Below are 23,704 nucleotides of genomic sequence, written 5' to 3'. Positions count from 1 at the left end.
TGATATTTTTTATGGCAAAAAAGAAAGTATCAGACATAAATACTACTAACTACCATGATACGGTGTTGTTTGATTTTCTTCTGAGAGCCTTTTTGATCTATGATTGGGTAAACGATTCTGTAGCCAACGTTTTACCCAAAAGTTATTCTTAAACTTAAAGAAGTTGACCCTACCTTGTTCGCGATCCCCTCCTGAGTCTGCAAGGTTTTGTCTGTTTTTTCTCCAGCGATCGAGGGAGTAAATATTAAAGCTGCTACCTGCAAGCAAAATAAACAGCACAATCCCGTAAGAAAGCATGGAAGTAGCTGCACCCCAGTTTTGTATCGATGTCACCCCCAACTTCAGAATGATCATCAGGGCAAACGTGACAATCAAAGCGCTTCTGGTAGCTAACCCAAGTGTGATTAAAACGCCCACAATTAACTCTACAGGGGGCACTAGATAAGAATTGATTCTCACCAAAAATTCTGGGAAATAAGAATCTGCTAGTTCTTTAACAGTATTTTCAACGAATCCAGGAATGTTAAAAATGCGAGTGAATCCGTGATTAAAGTAATTCACACCGATGAGAATTCGTAGCAATAAATAGGCAATTGCAACATCCTTTGATTTGAGACTAATATAGTTTCTATTTTCATTCATTGCCTGAACTCCAACTATGGTACACCGACTGTAATTGATTTCAATTGCAGAAATTGGGAAGCCCTTAGCGGTTTTGAGAACTAACGTTCTTTCATAGACAGAATTAAACGAACTGAGCGATCGCCGAAGAAGTAAGTATGAAGCCAACTAAGTAATACTAGAAAACGACTGCGATAGCCAGGAAGATATATTAAATGAACTCCTAGCCACATCAGCCAAGCCAAGCATCCTGTAAAGGCAAATGCGCCGATTTTTCCCACACCTGAATAACAGCCAATAATCGCTAATCTTCCCTTGTTGAAATAGCTAAAATGCTCTGGTGATTTACCTCGGAATTGCCGCTGAATATTTCGGGCTACAGCAACACCCTGCTGAAGTGCCTCTGGTGCAACCCCAGTTAATGGTTTACCGTTCTGTTCGATATATGCCAGATCCCCAATGGCATAAATATTGGGTTGCTCTAGCAATTGTAGGGTGGGATGAACAAGTAACTTTCCCTTATTTGCTGAAGATACCTCCTCTGATGTTGTAGGAGAGTTTGCTTCTAACCCCGCAGTCCAAATGACGGTTGCAGTTGCAATTACCTCATCGTTTTGCAGATGTAAAGATTCAAAAGTCACTCTAGTCACTTTTGTTTGCAGATAAACCTCCACTCCTAACTGATGTAATCGTTTGTAAGTGTAAGCTCCCAACTTCTTTGGCAGATCGACTAATAAGCGATCGCCAGATTGCACGAGAATCAACCTCACTTGCGGCAAAAGTGTCGGATAATCTCGACGCAAGTGGCCTCGAAGCATTTCAACGAAAGCACCTGCAACCTCAACACCCGTTGGCCCGCCGCCAACTATGGTAAACGTCAGCAATTGTTGGCGTCGTGATGAATCAGATTCCTGGATAGCTCCCTCAAAACAAGAGAAAATGTGATTTCGGATTGCTATTGCTTCTTCTAGCGTTCTCATCGACAACGCATATTCTAAAGCTCCAGGAACTCCCAAAAACTGGGTTTGGCTTCCAGTTGCAAGCACAAGAAAGTCATAGGTAATTGAACAACTATCTGTTTCAACAGTTTGCCTTGAAAAATCAATTTGCTCAACCTCAGCCATCAAAAACTGAACCTTAGACTTATTCCGCAGGAAAGAGAATCGCCGTAATATTGTGCGGATAGGGTAAGCAATGTACTCAGGTTCCAATTGACCTGTCGCAACCTGATACAACAACGGTACAAAGGTGTGATAGTTGTTGCGATCGATTAACAATACATCTGCACCAGAATCAGCTAAAGATTGAGCAGCTTGCAACCCACCGAATCCAGCGCCAACAATGACAACGCGGCGACTGTTCATTCTTCCCCTCTTGATTTACCTAGTCGGTCAAGTTATTAACTGTTAATATATTGATAACAAATTATCGATAGTGTCATCAGCGCTTAGATCAAATAAATAACTCTTGCATGGCTTGAGGAGATGGCTAGGACAATGTGTCCAACGAACAAAACTTCTCCTTCCCTTCTCGTATGAAAATCTTCCCTTCTCGCATGAAAATTTTTAATTGGCATTCCAAGAACCTAAAAGTATTAATATTTGGTTTTGAAGCTCCTCTTTATTTATATCTAAGCGTCGTATTATCCAATCTTGTATTTCTGGCCCAGTAAGCTTCTTTTTTGCTCCATCAACCTTGACAAATGTCTCATTTCCTCCAGTAAAGTGGAGCCTTGAAGAATTAGATGCTGGAACAGTCATTTCTATAAGATATAAATCATCTATAAATTCATTCTTTTGATCACAAACTTTGTGTAACTCAATTCTATATGCTGTTGGATCAATAGCAGGTTGAATTACCGCAAGTTTTTGAGAAATTTCTCTTCTGAGTTTATCCCTTTCTTGGTAATTTAACTTAACTCCACAGACAGTTCTATTTGAATCACGTATTCCCCAAAGAACACTACCTCCCTCACTATTTAGATATGCAACGGCATATTCATCAGCTGTATTTTTGATTGAATCAACAGGATTATTTCCTTTAACTTGTTTAAACTCATACTGTCTATCTTCTTCTAAATCAACAGGGGAATCTAATTTTATTGTGGCTTTTAATACCCTAAGAAGTTCTATCGTCTCACTAGGAAGATTGGAGTAAAACTTTCTAAGTTTTTTAATAGAGGATGGGGCTATATTTAATGCTTTTGTAATTTCTTCAATACCATACTCTTCTACTGCCTTATCAAATTCTTGGAGGGCACGCTTTTTACCAACAGCACACCCCCAAGCTCTAAGAACTCCAAGACGCCAACCGGCTCCTTGGATACCTCCACCTCTGTATGTCCAAGATGCCTTAGCTGCTTCTATAAAAGTCCAATCTTTATCAATATGAACTCTCATTTTACTTATAGAAATTATTACTATACTTGAGGTAAATTGTAGCTTTTATTTCTCAAAAGTTCAGTATTAGTAGCAACAGTACTTAAAAGCACAATCAACATAACCTAGTTGCATGAATCAAAGCAGCGCTTCTGTAAAGAATTCGAGGAGTTTAGGCAACAACCTGCCAGAACTCCCCCAACATTCAAACCGACGATCGCCCCTACTCATTTACAATGTCGTTACAAGATCCTGCAAGCGATCGCGTCCATCCCGAAAGACGGGCCAACCATCCCCCACCAGCACTGCTTCTACCCGACTCAGTTGAGCCAACCTGCGAACAGAAGCAACAGCTTCCTTTCGATTCAGCAGCTTGTCATCTGGTAAAATCGTTAAGCTACCTGCTTTGCGTGCCCGTACTAAATCCCCTGTAATTAAAGTTGTCTCTTCCAGTAACAGAGCCAATTCACCGGGAGTTTTAGAACCATTGAGTTCAATCACCTCCAGTCCTGGGACAAATTCTTCACCATCAGATAGCCAGCGATCGCAAGGTATAGGAAAAGTGTCTTTTTCTGCTATGGGGCCTGCAATCTTAGCATAAGTTTGATCGGCAATTTCTTTACTTGCCCTGATATGCTCAGAATTCGTCAGCACAATCCAAACCACACCACCGAGGGATTTTAGATGATTCCAATCATGGTTTGATAGGGCTACTGGGTCAATCAAGATGTTGCCATCTGCGCGAATCCAGGCAATCCCATTGAAATCAATATTTCTTGCCGGATTGAAATTAGACCAGCTATACAGATCGGGACGGTGCAAAGATTTCATGATGATTCTGGATCGGTACTTCAATAATTGACTATTAATCTCAATAATTAAGTATATAGATTATAAGGTTGCATTCCCTCTGGATCTAGAATTTGAGTATACTACGATAAATCTATCAAAATTATGGTTTTTCTCTGGCTTATAGAAATTCTCGGATAACGGCAATAACGATCAACGGAGGTATAGAGGTGAGTAAGATTGGGCGGCAAAAAATATCAGCGAAGGCAGAACAGTTTACAGAGTCTGTGATTCGAGAAATGACCAGGGTGGCACTGCAACATGATGCAGTAAATCTGGCGCAGGGATTCCCTGATTTTCCTTGTCCCTTGGAGTTGAAACAGGCAGCATATCAGGCAATAGAGGCAGATGTTAATCAGTATGCCATTACTTGGGGCGATCGCCCATTTCGTCATGCGATCGCTAACAAAGTTCGTTGGTATCTCGGCTTAGATATCGATCCCGAAACCCAAATCACCGTCACCTGTGGTTCAACAGAAGCAATGGCATCTGTGATGCTGGCGACAGTCGATCCGGGTGACGAAGTAATTGTATTTGAGCCATATTACGAAAACTACGGCCCCGATGCGATTTTAGCTGGTGCTATACCCCGTTATGTGACACTGCATCCTCCCCATTGGACATTTGATGAAGCACAGTTGCGTCAAGCTTTCAATGCCAATACCAAAGCAATTATTATTAACACACCTCATAATCCTACAGGTAAAGTTTTCAGCCGTGAAGAACTTACCCTAATTGCTGAACTTTGTCAAAAATGGGATGTGTTAGCGTTCACTGATGAAATCTATGAACATATTCTCTATGACGGCACTCAACATATTGCCCTAGCGACCCTTCCCGGAATGAAAGAACGCACCGTTACTATTAACGGTTTGTCCAAAACTTATAGCGTCACTGGATGGCGAGTCGGCTACATTCTGGCAAACCCCGAATTGACAGGAGCGATTCGCAAAGTCCATGATTTTCTCACCGTTGGCGCACCTGCACCATTGCAACGAGCCGGAGTTGCCGCCATGCAACTACCACCATCTTATTATGAAGAACTAGCCAAACTTTATCACCAGAAGCGAGACAGCATTTTACAAATTCTAGACCGAGTTGGGATTCCCTATTTCGTTCCCCAAGGAGCCTATTACGTTCTTGCAGATATTTCCAAATTCGGCTATAAAACAGATGTTGAATTCACTTACCATCTGATTAAAGATATCGGTGTTGCTGTAGTTCCCGGTTCCAGCTTTTTTAGTCAACCAGAAAAAGGACATTCATTGATCAGATTTTGCTTTAGCAAAAGACCTGAGACATTACAAAAAGCTAGCGATCGCTTACTCAAATTGCAATCAAATCTATAACCGACATCATATCTTATGTAAGTTGTGAAAAATACTTTTTTTGAGGAAATTTTGTTTTAATTGCAGTTGAAATTCCATTATGAATTACGAATTTTTTAGGACATATATCTTCAAGTTAATATAAGTTAATAAAACACATATTAATATATATTTACAAATGCTTAGTTTAGGCATTCATTTGTTAAAAATAATAACATTATTTTCGAGTTAAATTTAACACTAACTTTGGATCTCCAAGTAAAGTTGACTTGCCACATGAAACCCCACTCTGAAACGAGCGTTTCTAAGCCTTAATGTATAGTAGTTACCAACAAAACAACACCAAACTAGTGTAGAATTAGTTCAGATTTCTGGTAATTATATCGGGATAGTAGACTTAAAAACTCTGGATTAAAAACCCCATTGACTCTTTAAAAGGATAAGACTAATGTGATGAGTAGTGCTTCCAGGGACACTATTTTATGCATCAAAAAATCAGGAGGTATTTCCGATGATGATGATGATGACTGAAACCATGACTCCAGAAATGCAAACTTGCATGGATGTTTGTATGGACTGTCATAAAATGTGCATGGAAACCATGACTCATTGCATGAGCAAAGGTGGTCAGCAGATGGACAAGAGCATGATGAGCATGATGAGCATGATGCGTGATTGCTCTGAAATGTGCATGATGTGTATGAATATGATGATGAGCGGTTCTGAGTTTATGGAACGCACTTGTATGCTTTGTGCTGAAATGTGCGATCGCACTGCAATGGCATGTGAGATGATAAGCGATGACGCGAAAATGATGAAATGTGCTGCCGCTTGCCGCAAATGTGCAGAATCTTGCAGAAGTATGCACATGATGCCTGCATAATTCTCTTACCTCGCAGAAGTTTATCTGCAACCTAATATTCAAGCGCTCAGACTCTTTGGCGTTTGGGCGCTTGAAGTAATTTAATCATTTTTGTTAGCTGAACTCTTGTGTCAACCTTGTATACACTTTCCTTAGCATCCAGTCCTTTACTACTTCACCAAAATCTTTGAAATCTATGATTTTGGTGAAAATATCTTGATTTAAATCCATTCGTTCAATCAGCTTTGTCAGAAACACATCCTCAAAGCCATATTTAAAGTTCTGAATTGAGTTACTTTTGGCTTGTTGTGATAATGTCTTATCCTGAACTAACGCTTCTTCAATTTGGCTGAAAAAATATTTGTCTGCTTCAGTAAAATCAGTTCTAAATCTTTTGTTGAGAATATCGATAATCTCTGAAAGTTTAGCCTGTTCTTCTTTATCTCTTGGTATGCCAGCTTCAGTTATAGGTTGTAGAGATAACTCTGTATTTTTTTCTAAGATTATCTGACCTTCTCGGATTTTTTGTAGTCGATAATATTCTAGTACAACTTCGTCAATAAGTTTAAAAGCTTCACTTTGGCTAAGTTTTGGTAATTTGGTTTGCAAAAGACGAGTAAAAGCATAAAATTTTTCTAGTTCTCCATCTGCAAATGGCATAATCTGTGCCAAGAATGCATATAATCTGATAAACGCAGTTAGACTTTTTTTAAACTCATCTTGCTGTTCTTCACTTAAACCTTTAAAACGGTCTACAGCAGCATCAATAAAGGAATGCAGTCTACTTTGATCTTGATTATTTACTTTTTCCTGAGACTTAAAAAATATCTTGGCAAAAGCATCTACCTCACTAGGCCAGATAATCTGGTAGCCATCTAACCTATTTTTTAAATCATACAGTCTGTTAGGATCTGTTGTTGCTATTAGTGTTGTTTGTTCGTAATAAGGCTGGAAAGCATCAATAATTTCCTGCTCATCATTAGCAAAATCTAAAACAAAAGTGTCTTCCTTACCGGGACAAGTGCGATTCAAGCGAGAGAGGGTTTGTACAGCTTTTACACCAGAAAGTTTTTTATCTACATACATGGTGTGCAATAATGGCTGATCGAAACCAGTTTGATACTTGTCTGCTACAATCAGGAGTTGATATTCAACCGTTTCAAATTTTTCGGGTAATTCTTTTTCACCAAAGCCGTTGATATCAGATTCAGTGTACTCGATGTAAGTTTCTCTATCGGTAAAAGCAGTAAAGGCTACTAATGCTTTGATGTCTGCATAACCTTGTTTCTGTAAATAGTTGTCGAATTCTTCTTTATAGCGGATTACATGCGGTCGAGAAGCTGTAACCACCATTGCTTTAGCTTTCCCGCCAATTTTATGCATCACACATTGGCGAAAATGCTCGATAATAACTTGAGTTTTTTGGGCTAGGTTGTGTGGATGGAGTGATAAAAATTTAGCGATCGCTCGACTCGTTTTCTTTTTGCTAATATTAGGATCGTCTGCGATCGCCTTACTGATTTTGAAGAAAGTTCTGTATGTTGTGTAATTTTGCAACACATCCATGATAAAACCTTCTTCAATTGCCTGGCGCATGGAATAAAGATGAAAGGGTTCTGTTTGCCCTTGGGCGTTCATCTGGCCAAAGTCTTCTAAGGTTTTTGGCTTGGGTGTGGCTGTGAAGGCAAAAAAGCTCAAATTTGGTTGTTTACCACGGGCACGCATCGACTTGCGGATGTTATCTTCAATATCATCTTCCTGGTCAACCATGCTTTCTTGCTTGGCTGAAAGACTTAAATCGTTAATAGAAAGCACTTCTTTCATTTTCTTGGACGCTTCGCCACTTTGAGAACTGTGGGCTTCGTCCACAATTAGGGCGTAATTACGTTTAGGTAGTTCGCCAATCTTGTTTTTTTCTAAGATTTCCCGAATCTTATCTAAGACAAAAGGAAATTTCTGTAAGGTAGTAATAATGATGTTAGTGCCAGAAACCAACGCTTCAGCTAGTTGTGCAGAGTTTTTATCAATTTTTTGCACGACTCCTTGCTTATGCTCAAACTGGTAAATCGTGTTTTGAAGTTGCTGGTCTAATACTTTTCTATCAGTGATAACGATAACTAAATCAAAAACTTGTTGATCTTGATCATTATATAAGCTAGCAAGTTGATATGCTAACCAGGCAATAGAATTACTTTTGCCACTACCAGCAGAATGCTGAATTAGATAATTTTGTCCTGTACCCTTAACTTTGGCATCTGCGGTTAACTTGCGAACTACATCTAATTGGTGAAACCGAGGAAAGATGAGGCTTTCTTTTTTGACTGTTTTACCATCAAGTTTAATAATTTCTTGCTCTAGGTGCAAAAAACGACCTATAATATCTAGCCAACTGTCTTTTGCCCAGATTTCTTCCCAAAGGTAAGCGGTTTTGTAACCCTTTGGGTTGGGTGGGTTGCCTGCACCTTTGTTGTAGCCTTTGTTGAAGGGTAGAAAACGAGTGTTAATGCCACTAATGCGGGTAGTCATCCAGATTTCATCGGGGTCTACGGCAAAAAGTACCAAAGCACGCCGTCTGAATTGAAATAACAGTTCATGATTTTCCCGGTCTTCAACATACTGTTCTTTAGCTTTTTCAACATCTTGTCCAGTGAACTGATTTTTTAGTTCTACTGTGGCGACTGGCAAACCATTGATACTCAGGACAATATCTACAGAATTTTCATGTTTAGAGCTATAACGCACCTGACGAGTCACAGTGAGGATGTTTTGCTCGTAAAGTGCTAAGGTATCAGGATTTAGATTGCTAGCAGGTTTGAAGAATGCCAGTTTGAAACTCACCATAAATTCGGGTTATTTCCTCAATTTGATTGGGCTTGCCATCTTCACCATTGCCAATTTCATTACGCTTATTTCCCAAGCTGCGACTCATTTTTTTGTAATAATGAATAGCGTTGATTAGCTGTATTTTACCTTTACGCTCTGGGACTTTATAATTAGTGACAATCCAAATATATGTATAAATTCCAGTGTTATAAAATAATTGGTCAGGCAGTGCCGTAATAGCTTCTAACATATCGTTTTCAATAATCCATTTGCGAATATCACTTTCGCCACTGCCAGCACTTCCAGAAAAAAGCGGTGAACCGTTAAATACAATAGCAATTCTAGAACCGCCATTATCCCGCTTCATCTTAGAAATCATGTGTTGCAGAAATAGAAAAGAACCATCTGAAATTCGGGGTAAACCTGCTCCGAAACGTCCATCAAATCCTTTCTTTTCATACTCGTTTTTGACGGATGTTTGTACCTTCTTCCATTCCACACCAAACGGCGGATTAGATAACATATAGTCAAATGTTTCGTGTGCCAAACCGTCAGTAGTGAAAGTATTGCCAAACTTAATATTGCTGATATTTTGACCTTTAATCAACATATCAGATTTACAGATTGCGTAGGATTCTGGGTTAATTTCCTGACCAAAAACTACAGTTTTAGAGTTTTGGTTAAGTTCTTTAATGTACTCTTCTGCTAAAGACAACATCCCACCTGTTCCACAGGCAGGGTCATAGATAGTTGTCACAATACCTTCTTGAGTTAGAATATTTCTGTCATTGAGAAACAGTAAGTTAACCATCAGCCTAATAACTTCACGGGGTGTAAAATGTTCCCCTGCGGTTTCATTAGATAGTTCCGAAAATTTGCGAATCAATTCTTCAAAAACATAGCCCATCTCCATGCTGTTTACTTCATCTGGATGAAGATTGATTTCAGCAAAGTTTTTGACAATTAAAAATAGTAGATTTGCTTCATCTAAACGATTAATTTGGTCAGTAAAGTTAAAATATTCAATGATTTCTCTTCCAGCAATAGAGAAGCCATTAATAAAATTTCGGAGATTAGCAGCTACATTATCTGGGTCTGCCTTGAGTTTTTGAAAGGTAAACTGGCTAATGTTGTGAAAAGTTCCGCCAGCTTTCTGATTTAGTAACGGCTCTGGATTTTTCAGATTCATGGACTTTAGTTTGGTTTCGTAAAATTCCATGACTACTGCTTTTGTTGGCTCTAGAACACAGTCCAAACGGCGCAATACTGTAAACGGTAATATGACTTTACCGTAGTCAGCTTGCTTATAATCACCGCGTAAAAGTTCAGCAATACTCCAAATAAAACCGGCAAGTTTTCTTACTTTTTCCGTTCGAGACATTAAAAACTCCAGGGTAGACTCATCAACTGTAATGTATTGGAAGCCAGCTAACTCACATTTTGCACCAGGCGACTGGAAGTTGCAGCTATAAAGACAAAACCCGCCTCTGCGGGTTTGAAGCTATTGCTTGCCATAATCATCCTATGTAGGGTCAAATAACTAATCTATCACTGCCGCCAAGTTTTCCATTATTACAGCTTCGTTGCGTCCCGTGCATCTCTGCGTTCATTCCATCAAAATCAACCGCAGAGGATCTAAACGCACATACCAAGGAAAAGGTTGATCTTTCATCGTTGCCCATTTTTCTTTGAAGACTTCAGCTTGCAGATGATAATCTTGAGAATTCTTGCCAGCCGAATGTAGTTTGAGAAATAATGTCATTCTATGAGGCGTTTCATTTGTTCGTACTACCCAGCAGGGAAAAGTATTTTCCTGTGATAAGTCGTTGGTAAAAATGAACTGATGGGCGCGAATGCCGATGTGGGATAATTCGCTTTTGACAGGTTCAATTACTTGCAGAGTACAACCCCAATCAATCGCTTCTACCTGTTGCGATGACTGGAGAACAGCACGGGAGAAGTTTTTGCATCCAGTGAGTTGGGCAACACTTACAGTAGCAGGATGCTGGAAAATCTCATATTTGCTGCCATAATGAACGGCTCTACCATGCTCCAATACCAACAGATTTGGGCAAATCCGATAAGCTTCTTCCATATTATGAGTGACAAATAGAGTCACACCTTGATAGCCAGCCAAAGTTTCTGTCATTTGCTGCTCTAATTGACTACGCAGATGTGTATCAAGTGCGGAAAACGGCTCATCTAAAAGCAGCGCTTCCGGTTGACTTGCTAATGCTCTTGCCAAAGCTACCCGTTGTTGTTGTCCCCCAGAAAGTTGGTGCGGATAGCGATCGCCTAATCCCTGCAACTGCATTGCTATTAGTTGCTCCTCTACCTGCACCCGAATACTCCCAGCAGATAGGTTTTTGGGCAAGCCGAAAGCGATATTTTGCGCCACACTCATGTGGGGAAACAGAGCATAATTCTGCACTAAAAAACCGATGCGGCGATCGCGACTGGGTAAATTAATTCCTTGTTCCGAGTCAAACAAAACTCTGCCATTTAAAACTATCTGCCCGATTGTGGGCGTTTCTATTCCCGCAAGACAGCGCAAAATCATGCTCTTACCTGCTCCAGAACCCCCTAACAATCCCAACGGTTGCTCATCGGTAGTGAAAGCAACTTTTAAATCAAAGCTAGGAAGTATTTTTTCAATGTTGACTAATAATCCACCAGATTCATAGCTAGAGTGCGGAGTATAAAGAATTTCTCCCCCTGCTCCCTGCTCGTTGCTCGTTGCTCGTTGCTCCCCACTCCCCACTCCCCTTTTCTTTTCCCTCAATTCTTGCCAGAAGTTAACTGCAATAATTCCAGAGAGAGAAATCACCATAATTGCGATCGCCCAGAACCAAGCCTCATTCATTGCTCCTGCTTCCACAGCAAAATAAATTGCCATTGGGATTGTCTGCGTTTGTCCGGGAATGTTACCAGCCAGCATCAATGTAGCGCCGAATTCTCCCAAAGCACGAGCAAAAGCTAACATTGTGGCGGCGACAATGCCGGGTAGTGCTAGGGGTAAACTGATGCGCCAAAAGATTATGGTTTCAGTTGCACCAAGGGTTCTAGCTACTCGCAGTAGATTACCATCTATTTGTTCAAAAGCTCCCAGTGCAGTTTTATACATTAAAGGGAAAGAAACTACCGTGGCTGCGATCGCTGCACCATACCAAGTAAAGACGATGCTAAAGTCAAAAGCCTCCATGAATTTCCCTACAGGGCCATTTTTACCAAAAAATAGCAGCAACAAGAAACCGACAACTGTGGGCGGTAAAATCAGGGGCGCAATAAAGATACCCTCAATTAACGATTTACCTTTGCCACGATATCCCAGCATCCAGTAGGCAGCAGCGATACCCAAGAATAAGGTGATAAATGTGGCAAGTAATGAAGTTTTGAGTGATATCCAAAGAGGCGATAAATCCAATGGCATAGTTGCGTAGGAATGAATTAGCTCAACTAATCCCTAATTTACCAACTTTAGCTTTAATATGCTGGAAAAAGTTGGTAAACTACATCACAATCAATAAAGGAAATCCCAAAAACTATCCAAACTTTAAACTAGATTCGCGTTCAGTTGGGTATCAAGTATCAGGGTGAAAATTGTACCTATCAAAACATTGTCATGGAGAGTACCAACCCCTCAATTGTAACTTTTCACTCTCCCCCCGATCGTTACACAGATAGATCAAGATGAATTCGATACGGTTTGCGATCGTTTGATACTCATCTTGAAACCAACTGGTAAAATTGTTGAGAATTACAGATGATCCTTGTTTATGTTGGGTTTCACAGGTGTTCAACCCAACCTATATTAATAAATTTTATTACAATTAATAACCTGAAATTGATATCATCTCATCTGCGGATAATTATAGGGTTTTAGACTAAATAATCATACTCAAAACAAAAAACAATAGACAAACTTCATAGGCATTTATTGTAAAAGTAAAAGCACAACATTGTTGTGCTTTTGTAGATTATTGGTATTCAATTCATTGTGACAACTAGAGAGTTTCTTAATCAGTCCAGTTGAGTACTGTAGGCACTAAAACCGTAAGCCAAAGTTTCTTTTAAATTATCTGATGGCTTGAGACTTCTGTTGATAGCATTAGCAAACGGCACCGGAATCCCTTTGATGGTTTCCGGCAAAATTGCATATTCTGCTGTTGGTTCAACAATGTATTCTGGACACTTCGCTTTCATCCCAGCAGTAGCTAACATTTCTTCTATTTCAGCAGCTGAATATTGCTTGAGATAAACTGGATTTCTCACAAATGGGTTCAACCTTCTGATAAAATTATGGATAATATGAGAAGGACAAGACTTATTGTGAAAGGAATGATTAAAAACAAAAATTCCATCAGGTTTTAGCACACGACATATATCAGCCAATAAATTTCTTAATTGTGCATCTGGGATATGCATAAAAACGCAGTTAGAAATTACCAAATCTATAGAATTATCTTCTAAAGGCAATGTTTCCGCAGAAGTACAAATCAAGTTAAATTCAGCCTCGGGGAAAAAATTATATTCTTGTTTAACCTTGATTAACCGTCGTAATAAAGGTTCAGAAATATCAATGCCGTAATATTTCTCACACCTCAGATTTTTCGCTTTCGAGAGATGTAAAGGTGCGCGACCATAACCAGAACCAATTTCCAGAATAGAATCAACAGATTTATTCAACGGAAATTTGTTCCAAGTACCTCCAGGTGTCCCAGTTAATAGAGTGTAATCTTGTTTAATGGGTGATGTCGCTGCAACTTTTTCAATTTTTTGGGAACCATAATATGTTTTACCAATTGCGTCCCATGTTTTTTTATGTTGAGTATTAGTTAATTGTTCATAATCGCTAGGAAAATAAATGCCATCTCGTAATTCAAAGTCATTCAAATTAAATTTTACATTTGCTAATCGAGTCATTCTGATTATTCCTCATGAATAGTTAAGTCTGTTTTCTGTTATACTCTTAACTCAGCATTATCCGCAAGTGATTTTGACTGAACTGCTGACCCTGAGCCTTTTTTTAAAGTCTATAGCTATTTTAATTCGATGGAATATGGTGAGGCTACCCAGATGTGCTATCAAATCTCCTATTGCATCGAAGTTAAAACCGTTATAATAACAAGCCTTGCCCGATTAGAACACAAGTTCGTATACATTAGTTGATGGACTGCAACAATTGGAGGCTGTGATGGTAGGAGGGTTACAACAAAAACGGGTGGTAGTTGTAGGTGCTGGTTGGGCTGGTTTAGGAGCAACCTACCATTTGGCAAAACAAGGTTATGATGTGAGACTTCTTGAAGCAGGCCCCTATCCGGGTGGATTAGTGGCAGGTTGGCAAACAGCCGCCGGAAAATCTGTTGAAGCTGGCATTCATGGGTTCTGGTATCCTTACAAAAATATTTTTTCTTTAATCAATGAATTAGAAATTAATCCTTTTACTACTTGGACTCGTTCTTCGCAATATTCGCCAGCAGGTTTGGAAGTTGAATCACCAATTTTTCAAGATTTACCGCGACTCCCCTCGCCGCTGGGAACTTTTCTCTACACTCAGTTTAAGCGGCTGCCACTAATTGACCGTCTCAGTGCCCTGCCTTTACTTTATGCTGTCGTTGATTTTGATAATTCCGATGCAGCTTGGCGGCGCTATGACTTTGTAACTGCGCGTGAATTATTCAAAGACTTTAACGTTTCTGCACGACTTTACCGCGAGGCTTTTGAACCGATGTTATTAGTGGGCTTATTTGCCCCTGGCGAACAATGTTCAGCCGCCGCAACTTTAGGGATGCTTTACTTTTTTATTCTGGCTCATCAACCCGATTTTGATGTGGTTTGGTGTCGGGGAACTGTTGGAGAAAAGATATTTCGTCCTTGGGTGGAACGTATCGAAAAAGCTGGTGTGCGAGTGTTGCCCAAGCGCCGAGTTACAGATTTAATTGTTGATAGTAATCAAGTTAAGGGTGTAGTTTGCGGTGATGAAGTAATTGAAGCAGATGCCGTGATTTTTGCGGTTGGAATTACGGGGATGAAGAAAATTGTCTCAACTAGCCCTAGTTTACAAAGCCGTGAAGAATTCCGTAATTTGAGTAATTTAGGAGCAATTGATGTTTTAGCAACGCGGCTATGGTTTGACCGCAAAATTGATATTCCTCGTCCTTCTAATGCTTGTTTTGGATTCGACACAACTACAGGTTGGACATTTTTTGATTTGAATGCTCTACATGATGAATATCGAGATGAGCCGGGAACAGTGATTGAAGCTGATTTCTATCACGCGAATCAATTTCTGAGTTTGAGTGATGAGGAAATTTTAGCAATAGTTCAGGGTTATTTAGCAACTTGCGTACCAGCATTTGCGGAGGCAAAGATAATTGATAGTAGTGTAATTCGGCTACCTCAAGCAGTGACTCACTTTGCACCTGGTAGCTATCGTTATATGTTGCCGGCTAAGACAAGTTTTGAGAATGTGTTTATGAGTGGAGATTGGATTGTGAACCGTCATGGTTCCTGGTCGCAGGAAAAAGCTTATGTTACTGGTTTGGAGGCAGCAAATTTGGTAGTGTCTTATTTGGGAAAAGGTCAGCCATCTGAGATTTTAGCTGTAGAAGAGGATGAAGTGCATATCCAAGTGGCGCGATCGCTCAACCAAACTTTGCGTAAATTTACTAAATCTATCCTGCCTAACTTCTGGTTGCCGTAATCTGTAGGGTAGCATAACAGTGCATCCCTACTGTATGTATATTTCTCGCAAATTTAGTTAATCATTAATTGTAATTTAAATTCGGTAAGCTAAAGAAAGCGATCGCGATACCATCCTTATAATGTAAATCAAATCACATAAGCTTATGGAGCCAGACTCTTTACAAACTGAGGTGATTCTGACGCACCCGCGTGAGTCCCTTGGTAGAGTGCAACTTGATTGGACACCCCAACCCGGAAACTATCTCGATTTTCAAGGCAAAACCTACGCGGTTTTAGAGCGCCGCCATAGATACAAACTTCAAGCTGGGCGTTACCGCTTGCATAATATTGCCATTTATGTACAGTCTGCTAAACGACCATCTGAGAAAAGTTTGGTAGCAGGACGTTGGGTAATCGGTGATGCCACCTGCTGCTACAATGCTCATTCAGAACTTATTCGCTGTGCAGTCAACCCAGATGGCCCTTGCGAATCTTGCCGCTTTTATGAAAAGTCTTAGGAGAGACGCGATTAATCGCGTCTGTACAGGAGTGAGGAGTTAAAAGTTATTCTCTTTCATCTCTTCGATCCCCGTCAGCTTCCCATACCAAAAACTTCTCCTACAGTTAAGCGCGTACCATTAACAAAATCCCATCCCGACTGGGGACGTTTACCGGCTAACTGAACTTCTCGCAACAGCAATAAACCGTCCCCAGTTTGGACGATCGCGCCAATTCCTTTAACAATGCTGACTACAACTCCCGCTCGATCTGATATATTTGACAAATCAGGCAATTTATGGATCAATTCTTGCAATTCTGCTGGGACGCGAGCGCCTACAGAACCAAGAGGAGCAGAAGCAGTGATTTTCAACAAGTTGTCACGAAAGGTAGCCGTGCAGTTAGGGTAAAAGCCTCTAATTTGATTGTGTAATTGGATCGCGCTTTTTGACCAATCCAAAGTATAATCTGGTTTTTGAATCAGAGGTGCATAAGTCGCTGCTAAATTATCTTGAGGAATTGGTTGAATTTCTTTACGTTCCAACTTCAACAGAGTTTCCACCAACAAATCCCCACCGATCCCCGCTAGTCTATCGGCTAAATCTTGGGCATTATCCAGTAATCCAATGGGTGTAGTTGCTATTTGGAGCATTGCGCCGGTATCCATCCCCACATCCATCAACATAGTGGTGATCCCCGTTTCTCTCTCCCCGTTATACAAACACCACTGAATCGGCGCTGCACCGCGATATTTGGGTAAAATCGAGCCATGCACATTAATGCAAGCCAATTTTGGCATATTTAAGATTTTTGCCGATAAAATCTGTCCATAAGCGACAACAACAAACACATCTGCATCTAATTGTTTGAGTTTGGTTAAAGTTTCAGTGTCTTTTTTCACCCGTTCGGGTTGCCATACTGGTAAATTGTGAGCAGTAGCGATCGCTTTTATAGGTGAAGGTGTAAGTTTATTTCCGCGTTCCCGGCGTTTATCTGGTTGGGTGACAACCGCCAGTAGCTCAAATTCTGAATGATTCAATAACTTTTCCAAGGTGGGTACAGCAAATTGAGGTGTACCAAAAAATACAATTTTCATTAATAATTAGTAGTTGTTAGTCGTCAGTCATTAGACTTCTTGTATAAATCAATGAGCTTTCACCCTAAATCCCTCTCCCAATCTTGGGAGAGGGACTTTGAATTTGTCTCCCCTTCTCCCAAAATTGGGGGATGAGGACGAATTTTGCATTTATGCAAGAGGTCTATTAGTTAATCGTAAGTGCGCCCCTGATAACTGACAACATTTAAGTTGCATGTTGAAACAGAATGCACTAAGCCAGCATCTTGCAGGCTGCTGGATTCGGGACGGCAGTTGCAAAACACAGTTGTTCGCTGTAAATAATATTCGCTGTTTGGTGGTACAATATTTTCGTATTCATCAAACCAAAGGCTGCTTAATTAACTTAGTTGTTAAGTTAACAAGTGTAATAGCAAAGTATCAGCCGCATCTGCCTCTAGTGAACCTAATCACTTAGTGGTTTTTCGTTGCGAGTCGCTAGAGCATCTACCGAGTTAATTTTGTTGTGTTCCCGATCGTCTTCCCGAAATTAGCTTTAAATGTAGTTAAATTTCCGAAAAAATATTGCCTCTTCTAACTATTTTTGTAGTTTAGATAGCAATTTATAAATTTGGGTTGCTGATAGCAATATCTTCTGAGTATGATGTATTATGCGTCCGCTTTCCCAGGTTTTTAATTAACGCCTCACGTTTCCCATCATGAGGGTTTGCGCTGTTATATTTAGTGTGTAACCTAGCTTATTTGCTGTGTACTAGCGATCGCTAGTATGATCCCCGATAACTAAGTTATCTCACTCTTGTTTGCCAGCCTGATTCCTCAAACTATAGCCCAAATATTTCTTAACTAAGACTTATTTTTGGTGTGGTGGAATATAGCGACATTATTTATCGTGTAGTAATTACTGAGTTCTCAGCATATTTACTATACTCGCATATTTTTGCGAAAAAATATTCAGTACCTCAGTAATAAAAGGTGTAGACAATGATACTTAATTTTTGTAAAACTCTACAAACTTTGAAGATATTATTTCGTCATTAGTTTTAGTTTCTTGTTATACATATAACTACTACCTGCCCCATTGCTGTTGATGTATTGCTTCTCACATAGCAATTGCCCCCTCTAGAGAGTCTACAAATGCTTAAACCCCTTTTGCTGTCAGGATGGTTCCGCACACAACCATTTCTCAATTACGTTGTCGTTGTGATACTGCTTGCACCTTTATTAGGAGCATCGGCTCACTCGATCCCAGTAAGATCCGAAGTACATAAACTAACTTCGATGACTGGAGAATCTGACTCTGGATCAAAGGAAATAGCTATAGTTGGGGAACCTGAGATAGCTGAAACATTAAAAACAGATCAAATCGAATCAACAACAGAAGAATTTGACTCTGTGCCAACACAAAGTACTGCTGTTCAGGAACCGCAAGTATTACCAGCGAATAAAATTGAGTCTTCGACTCAAGTAGATAATTATCTTTCAAGCAGCGATTTAGATTTAAGCGATGTAACTGTTCCTGATTCTTTGGCAGCAGTTGAACTCGCACCATCAACAGATGTTCCTGTTAGTCAACTTAATTTAATACGCAAACTTAAAGCTGCTAATGTTAAGTCTTTGAGAGGACAAGAAAATTATTCTTCTAGAGAAAAGTCTTTTACTGAATCATTGACAGCAACTCAAGTAGCACCAACTATTAGAGAATCTCAATCAACCACAACTACCGAAATACCTGTTGTAGAACCAGTTGATGAGTCTCAAGCAGAACAAATAGATCCCATCGGTAGTCCTCATCCGATTCCTTGGAAATGGATTACAGCAACTCAAGAAGCTATTGCTTCTAATGGTGGTTCTGGAGTGCGTCACTATCGCAGCGTACCCGTGATTTCTCCAGATGGTAAATATGCTGTTTATAGTCGGGTGCAACTGGAGGTTAAACCCCAAATGTACAACAGCCGTGTCAGCAGCGTTCTGTTTGTCCAAGATATGCAAACTAAGAAATTGTGGGTGATGGCTTCAACGACTCCAGTTAGCGATCCTTTATTAAAGGTAAAGGCTGTAAAAGCGGAGTCTTCAGAAGAAACTGATACGAGCGGTAAAATTGGGGTACTAGTTCCAGTTAGCTGGTCAGAAAAAGGCGATCGCTTCTTAGCCCGCAAGTTTGATGGTATATTTAACACAGGTGATTCTACAGATAGTGCAGTGATTTGGGATCGGCAAAAAAATCACGCCAACACAGTAGCTCCTGTTAGTGACGAAGAACATGAAAAAGTTGCTGTATTGTTAGGCTGGAGTAAAAGCCAACCGGATCATGTGTTGTTCCGTGCAGGTGAATTAGGTGAGGAAAACTGGCCATTAATGCAAGTTGCTAATGATGGTAAGACTATCACTGCAACAGACAGCGATCGCCCGATTACTTTTGGTAAAAAGGTGACAGAAATTTGGGCAGGCCCACAAGTTGCTTATCGATAGTTTATAGAAAATCTTATAAACTCCCGTTGTCGCTTGTGATGACAACGGGATTTTTTTATCCCTGTTTTAAAAGAGTGACAGAAGTTGGATATCTTCAATTCCTACTGTTTGGATCGGACAAATTTGTATTTTCAATCAGCAATATAATATCTGCCAAATCATTGATAGAAAACAGTTTGTAATGCGGACTTTACTCTTCAAAACTACGACTAAAGTCCTGACTACGAACAAACAATTTGACTAGATCATAAATAAAAATACTTAAAAACAAAACTAGAGAGACTTATCACCTCTTTCCCACTCAGGTATAGCACCCTTCACCCGGCGGATGGGTAAATTGGCAATTAAAGCTGTGGTTCGTTGGTTGCTTTCTAAAGAGAACTCTAAGCCCTCTGTCTCAACTTCAACATAGCGACAGACTACATCTAGGATTTCTTTGCGCATTTTTTCCAACGTTTGAGGATCTATATCAGCGCGATCGTGAGCAATTACCAATTGCAGGCGACGTTTAACTTGAGTTCGACTGCTATCAGGGCCGCGAAAAAAAAGTTTTTCTAGAAGTTCAATCATTACGAATAGGTCTGGGGCGGAGACTGGAAAGGTAAGTTAAACAATCTTTGTCCTGAACAACCTTCGTATACGAGCGAAGATGCTGTCTTGGGACGAGTCGATCTCCAGAAATTCGACACTTTCCCCTTCTAGTCTACGAGCAATGTTCTCAAAGGCTGTAGCAGCTAAAGAGGGATTTTCTGCTAACACTAAGGGTTCGCCGCGATTGGTAGATACAATAACACGCTCGTCGTCAGGGATTACCCCGATGAGGGGAATGGCGAGAAGTTCCTGAACATCTTGCACTGACATCATATCATTTGCCTGCACCATTGAGGGTCTGATGCGGTTAATTATTAAATGAACACGCTTGATACCTTGTGCTTCAAGTAACCCCACTACTCGATCGGCATCACGAACTGAGGAAATTTCTGGTGTGCTGACAACTAGCGCTTCTTTGGCCGGGCCGATCGCATTTTTAAACCCATTTTCAATACCGGCAGGGCTATCAATAATCACGTACTGATATTTTTGCGCTAGTGCATTCACCAATAACTTCATCTGTTCGGGTGTGACTGCATCTTTGGAGCGATTTTGGGCTGCCGGCAGGAGTACGAGATTGGGTTGGCGTTTATCTTTCACCAAGGCTTGTTCTAAACGGCACTCTCTGGCTAAGACTTCTACCGCAGTATAAACGATACGGTTTTCCAGCCCTAACAGCAAATCCAAATTTCTCAGACCAAAATCCGCATCAACCAAAGCAACTTGACGCCCCATTTTGGCTAAAGCCATACCCAAATTTGCTGAAACTGTGGTTTTACCCACTCCTCCTTTACCGGAGGTAATCACAATAATGCGAGTCATGATAGAAATGCGGTCAATGAGGGTTCAGGAAATATAAAACAGTAAATTGCAGTATAAAGTATGAAGTATCGTATCAAGTATGAAGAAATATCTGTTCTCCCTGATGAGGGTGAGGCATGAATATTTGTTTTATTTCATCCTTACTTATATACTTCATTCTTTAAGTAAATATTTATGGTTCTTGATTGCTCTTGGTGAATTGGTTTCTGGAAAAATCAGTAGCCCTAGCGATACGAATTCCTTGGGGCGTAATATGTGCCACCTCTGGAGAAAACTGCATTGGCGGTTTTTCTGGTGCTCTAGCTACAGCATCTGCGATCCGCAGTTGGGTTGGTTCCATTTGCAAGGCCATAATCAGACACTCACTATTGCCTCCAGCCCCAGCATGAGCAATTCCACGCAGACGACCCCAGATAATAATATCTCCATCTGCAATTACAATACCACCTGGATTTAAATCTCCCAAGAGAATTACTGTCCCAGGATGACGAATTTCTACTCCAGAGCGGACTGTCATTTCTAAATAGAGAGCATCTTCTTGGGGGATGGCTGTAGCTGTTGGCTCTGAATTCAGAGAAGTTACGGGCTGCAATTGTTCTACAGAATACCCAGATGTCACGGCGGCGATCGCAGTTTGCCGCCGACTCGTCGAGACAGATATCAGCTGGAGTTGGACTTCACTTAAAGCTTCGACGAGTTCTTGGAGTTGTCTGGCATCTACTAAACGGTCTTGTGCCATTAAATGCACAGGTGTGTTAGATACACGGAAGCGATCGCCTGCACTCAGACGTTGCCTTATTTGTTGCCAAATATCAGACCAAGTGAGTTCTGAGGCAGATACTTGAGATTCCGAGGGCAAAATTAATAACAGTCGTCCCTCCTTACTTTTTAACTGGACTTGACTATTGTCATTTACACGATGCCCTGGTAATGCTAACTCATCAGGATTTAAGTCAGTTAGGATAAAATCCGATCCGGCATCAGTATTTGACTCTACATCGGGGTCAGCAGGATTTGACTCTGCATCCCCAAGAACAGTATTTGATTTTAAATAAAGGAGGACAGATTTTAACTCAGCATCTGGGAGGATAGAATCTGACTCTACATCAGAAACAGTAGGATTTGCCTCTACCTCAGAAAGGATAGAGTTTGATTCTGCATTAGGAAGTGCAGAATTTGACTTTAGATTGGGAATCGCAGAATCAGAAGTCATGCAGTACTAGCCAAAAGACAACAGATTTTCAATTTTGGGTCGCACCTTTGGTGCGCTGACAGCGCAACTTGGATTTTGGATTTGTGTCACTCACAAGGGGTGTTGGTGTAGCGGGATATTAGTCCGACATAAACCAAAAGACTCTTTAATCTAAAATCTCAAATCTCAAATTGGTACGGTCAACCTCTGATAAACTGTCACCAAGGCATCAGCATCGCCGACATTACCTGGAAACAGCACCACAGGCAAATCAGGAAACTGGGGATGATCGGATGACGTTAACACCATTGAACAACCAGCTAAAATTTGACCGAGTAAACGGGCTGAAGTTAAAGCTAGTCCAGTACTCAAGACATCGTTTGAAGTAATGCCACCCTTGCTGATTAAGAATCCTATATCAGATGGTAAACCGCGCACAATATCCATTAATAAACTTGAAACTTTTTCTCCAAACTCCAATCGTGTCTTGACATCTTTAAAATTTAGTTCCTGACGGCTAGTATAAACCACTGGTGTTTTGCCAGCTTCGTGTGCCGCCCGTGTACTTTCTTGGATTCCAGTTAGTAATGCCGCAGATTGATTTGTATCATCAAGTAGTCGCGCCACATTCACTTCGATGCCCACAGTTCCTTCTACTTGCAACAGCGCCTCTAATTGCTGGGTAGTCTTTTTCACATGGGAACCAACAATCACCGCGCCTGGTTTGCCTTGACGCACATACTGAGCCATGTTTTCAGCGGCAATGGGTTGGGGTGGTAAAGCAGCTAAAGCCGTTAAAATACTTGCTGCACTGCGAAATAGAAAGCGTTTCCCTTGACTGGCGGCTGCTAATATATCTACTGCAAAGCGATTGAGATCGGCTTGAGTTTCACCATCGACGACAGCGCACTGATTACCATGAAGTTGTAACAATCGTTCCAAACTACCAGCGCGAATATCGGCGAGGAGAAACCTTTCTACTGCTTCAGCACTAATTCGTCCTTGAGTCTTTTCTTCAGCATACTTGGGTAAATAACTGTGATGGTAGCTGAAGACTGAATCACAGGCAAATTCGGTTTCATGGACTGGGGTAGGTACACCGCCAATAATCAAGTAATGAACGCTGTCGCGGGTGATGCGTCCGCCGTCAAAAAATGCTGGTACGAGAAAATGAGCATCAAAGGGGCCAAGTTCTTGGGCGATCGCATCTGTTTCAATAGGATAATGTCCCCGCAAAGTAGAATCAGAACGACTGACAATCAAAAAATCGTCAATTCCTTCAGCATTCAAAGCGATTTTCAGGTTATGGCAAACTTCTTTAGTGACAGATGCAGCTGACTCTGGCGTTAGCGATCTAGTATTGGTCAGCACAAAGAAAATCGGCGAATCATCCTGCAACCCACGGCGTAAAGTCTCCACATCCCAGTGCATTAGCAGCAAGCAGCTGTGGACTGTTTGAGAACCTGTAGGGTCATCATCCAGGACAATTATTTTGGGTTTGTTGCTCATTTA

19 protein-coding genes are annotated in these 23,704 nt (G+C 40.7%); 6 read left to right on the top strand and 13 right to left on the bottom strand.

The window, feature by feature from the left end; translation table 11 throughout:
- Positions 1–45 precede the first annotated feature (45 nt).
- The 4 genes from ACFE93_RS08215 to ACFE93_RS08200 form a co-directional block, all read right to left on the bottom strand.
- Entirely contained in the window at positions 46–642 is a 597-nt protein-coding gene (locus ACFE93_RS08215) for a DoxX family protein (RefSeq protein ID WP_375472843.1), read from the bottom strand.
- A gap of 80 nt (positions 643–722) precedes the next feature.
- Complete coding sequence (locus tag ACFE93_RS08210) at positions 723–1,985, bottom strand: NAD(P)/FAD-dependent oxidoreductase (RefSeq protein ID WP_375472842.1); 1,263 nt, start codon at positions 1,983–1,985, stop codon at positions 723–725.
- A 201-nt stretch (positions 1,986–2,186) separates the two neighbouring features.
- Positions 2,187–3,020, bottom strand: coding sequence for an ATP-binding protein (locus ACFE93_RS08205; protein ID WP_375472841.1), 834 nt, complete (start codon positions 3,018–3,020; stop codon positions 2,187–2,189).
- Positions 3,021–3,230: 210 nt separating this feature from the next.
- A complete protein-coding gene (locus ACFE93_RS08200) occupies positions 3,231–3,830 on the bottom strand; it encodes an MBL fold metallo-hydrolase (RefSeq protein WP_375472840.1) in 600 nt (199 codons plus the stop codon).
- Between the two features lie 188 nt (positions 3,831–4,018).
- Here ACFE93_RS08200 and ACFE93_RS08195 point away from each other — a divergent pair, with 188 nt between their 5' ends.
- Together ACFE93_RS08195 and ACFE93_RS08190 are read left to right on the top strand one after the other, a co-directional pair.
- Positions 4,019–5,197 carry a pyridoxal phosphate-dependent aminotransferase gene (locus ACFE93_RS08195; protein ID WP_375472839.1) on the top strand — a complete coding sequence of 393 codons (1,179 nt, stop codon included), beginning with the start codon at positions 4,019–4,021 and terminating at the stop codon, positions 5,195–5,197.
- A gap of 490 nt (positions 5,198–5,687) precedes the next feature.
- Complete coding sequence (locus ACFE93_RS08190) at positions 5,688–6,059, top strand: four-helix bundle copper-binding protein (RefSeq protein ID WP_375472838.1); 372 nt, start codon at positions 5,688–5,690, stop codon at positions 6,057–6,059.
- Between the two features lie 93 nt (positions 6,060–6,152).
- On the opposite strand, the gene ACFE93_RS08185 is transcribed toward ACFE93_RS08190, so the two are convergent.
- From ACFE93_RS08185 to modB, 3 genes are all read right to left on the bottom strand, one after another.
- The gene (locus ACFE93_RS08185; protein WP_375472837.1) at positions 6,153–8,879 is read right to left on the bottom strand and encodes a type I restriction endonuclease subunit R; all 2,727 of its coding nucleotides are present in this window, start codon (positions 8,877–8,879) and stop codon (positions 6,153–6,155) included.
- Positions 8,842–10,242 (bottom strand): N-6 DNA methylase, encoded by a 1,401-nt coding sequence (locus tag ACFE93_RS08180; protein ID WP_375472836.1) that lies wholly within the window; start codon positions 10,240–10,242, stop codon positions 8,842–8,844. Before ACFE93_RS08180 ends, ACFE93_RS08185 begins: the two co-directional genes overlap by 38 nt.
- A gap of 225 nt (positions 10,243–10,467) precedes the next feature.
- Complete coding sequence (modB, locus tag ACFE93_RS08175; protein WP_375472835.1) at positions 10,468–12,291, bottom strand: molybdate ABC transporter permease subunit; 1,824 nt, start codon at positions 12,289–12,291, stop codon at positions 10,468–10,470.
- Positions 12,292–12,529: 238 nt separating this feature from the next.
- On the opposite strand from modB, the gene ACFE93_RS08170 reads away from it, so the two are divergent.
- Positions 12,530–12,628 carry a GNAT family N-acyltransferase gene (locus ACFE93_RS08170; protein ID WP_375472867.1) on the top strand — a complete coding sequence of 33 codons (99 nt, stop codon included), beginning with the start codon at positions 12,530–12,532 and terminating at the stop codon, positions 12,626–12,628.
- 253 nt (positions 12,629–12,881) lie between these two features.
- Here the strand turns inward: ACFE93_RS08170 and ACFE93_RS08165 are convergent, their stop codons facing one another.
- Entirely contained in the window at positions 12,882–13,784 is a 903-nt protein-coding gene (locus ACFE93_RS08165; RefSeq protein WP_375472834.1) for a class I SAM-dependent methyltransferase, read from the bottom strand.
- Positions 13,785–14,055: 271 nt separating this feature from the next.
- On the opposite strand from ACFE93_RS08165, the gene ACFE93_RS08160 reads away from it, so the two are divergent.
- Together ACFE93_RS08160 and ACFE93_RS08155 are read left to right on the top strand one after the other, a co-directional pair.
- Positions 14,056–15,564 (top strand): FAD-dependent oxidoreductase, encoded by a 1,509-nt coding sequence (locus ACFE93_RS08160; protein WP_375472833.1) that lies wholly within the window; start codon positions 14,056–14,058, stop codon positions 15,562–15,564.
- A 145-nt stretch (positions 15,565–15,709) separates the two neighbouring features.
- Positions 15,710–16,063 (top strand): DUF6464 family protein, encoded by a 354-nt coding sequence (locus tag ACFE93_RS08155; RefSeq protein WP_104908774.1) that lies wholly within the window; start codon positions 15,710–15,712, stop codon positions 16,061–16,063.
- Positions 16,064–16,137: 74 nt separating this feature from the next.
- Here the strand turns inward: ACFE93_RS08155 and fmt are convergent, their stop codons facing one another.
- Positions 16,138–17,139, bottom strand: a complete 1,002-nt coding sequence (gene fmt, locus ACFE93_RS08150) for a methionyl-tRNA formyltransferase (protein ID WP_375472832.1) — start codon at positions 17,137–17,139, stop codon at positions 16,138–16,140.
- A gap of 1,113 nt (positions 17,140–18,252) precedes the next feature.
- Here fmt and ACFE93_RS08145 point away from each other — a divergent pair.
- Positions 18,253–19,587, top strand: a complete 1,335-nt coding sequence (locus ACFE93_RS08145) for a hypothetical protein (protein ID WP_375472831.1) — start codon at positions 18,253–18,255, stop codon at positions 19,585–19,587.
- A 273-nt stretch (positions 19,588–19,860) separates the two neighbouring features.
- Here the strand turns inward: ACFE93_RS08145 and minE are convergent, their stop codons facing one another.
- The 4 genes from minE to ACFE93_RS08125 form a co-directional block, all read right to left on the bottom strand.
- Positions 19,861–20,157 carry a cell division topological specificity factor MinE gene (minE, locus tag ACFE93_RS08140; protein WP_322674880.1) on the bottom strand — a complete coding sequence of 99 codons (297 nt, stop codon included), beginning with the start codon at positions 20,155–20,157 and terminating at the stop codon, positions 19,861–19,863.
- Between the two features lie 36 nt (positions 20,158–20,193).
- The gene (gene minD, locus ACFE93_RS08135) at positions 20,194–21,000 is read right to left on the bottom strand and encodes a septum site-determining protein MinD (RefSeq protein ID WP_104908781.1); all 807 of its coding nucleotides are present in this window, start codon (positions 20,998–21,000) and stop codon (positions 20,194–20,196) included.
- Between the two features lie 172 nt (positions 21,001–21,172).
- Positions 21,173–22,213 (bottom strand): septum site-determining protein MinC, encoded by a 1,041-nt coding sequence (gene minC / locus ACFE93_RS08130; RefSeq protein WP_375472830.1) that lies wholly within the window; start codon positions 22,211–22,213, stop codon positions 21,173–21,175.
- A 165-nt stretch (positions 22,214–22,378) separates the two neighbouring features.
- Positions 22,379–23,701 carry a four-carbon acid sugar kinase family protein gene (locus ACFE93_RS08125; RefSeq protein WP_375472829.1) on the bottom strand — a complete coding sequence of 441 codons (1,323 nt, stop codon included), beginning with the start codon at positions 23,699–23,701 and terminating at the stop codon, positions 22,379–22,381.
- Between the last annotated feature and the right edge of the window lie 3 nt (positions 23,702–23,704).

Origin of the sequence: uncultured Nostoc sp. (assembly GCF_964247315.1) — a bacterium.
Lineage (GTDB): Bacteria > Cyanobacteriota > Cyanobacteriia > Cyanobacteriales > Nostocaceae > Nostoc.
The sequence above is the reverse complement of the archived record's forward strand: the minus strand, read 5'-3'. Positions and strand labels throughout refer to the sequence as shown.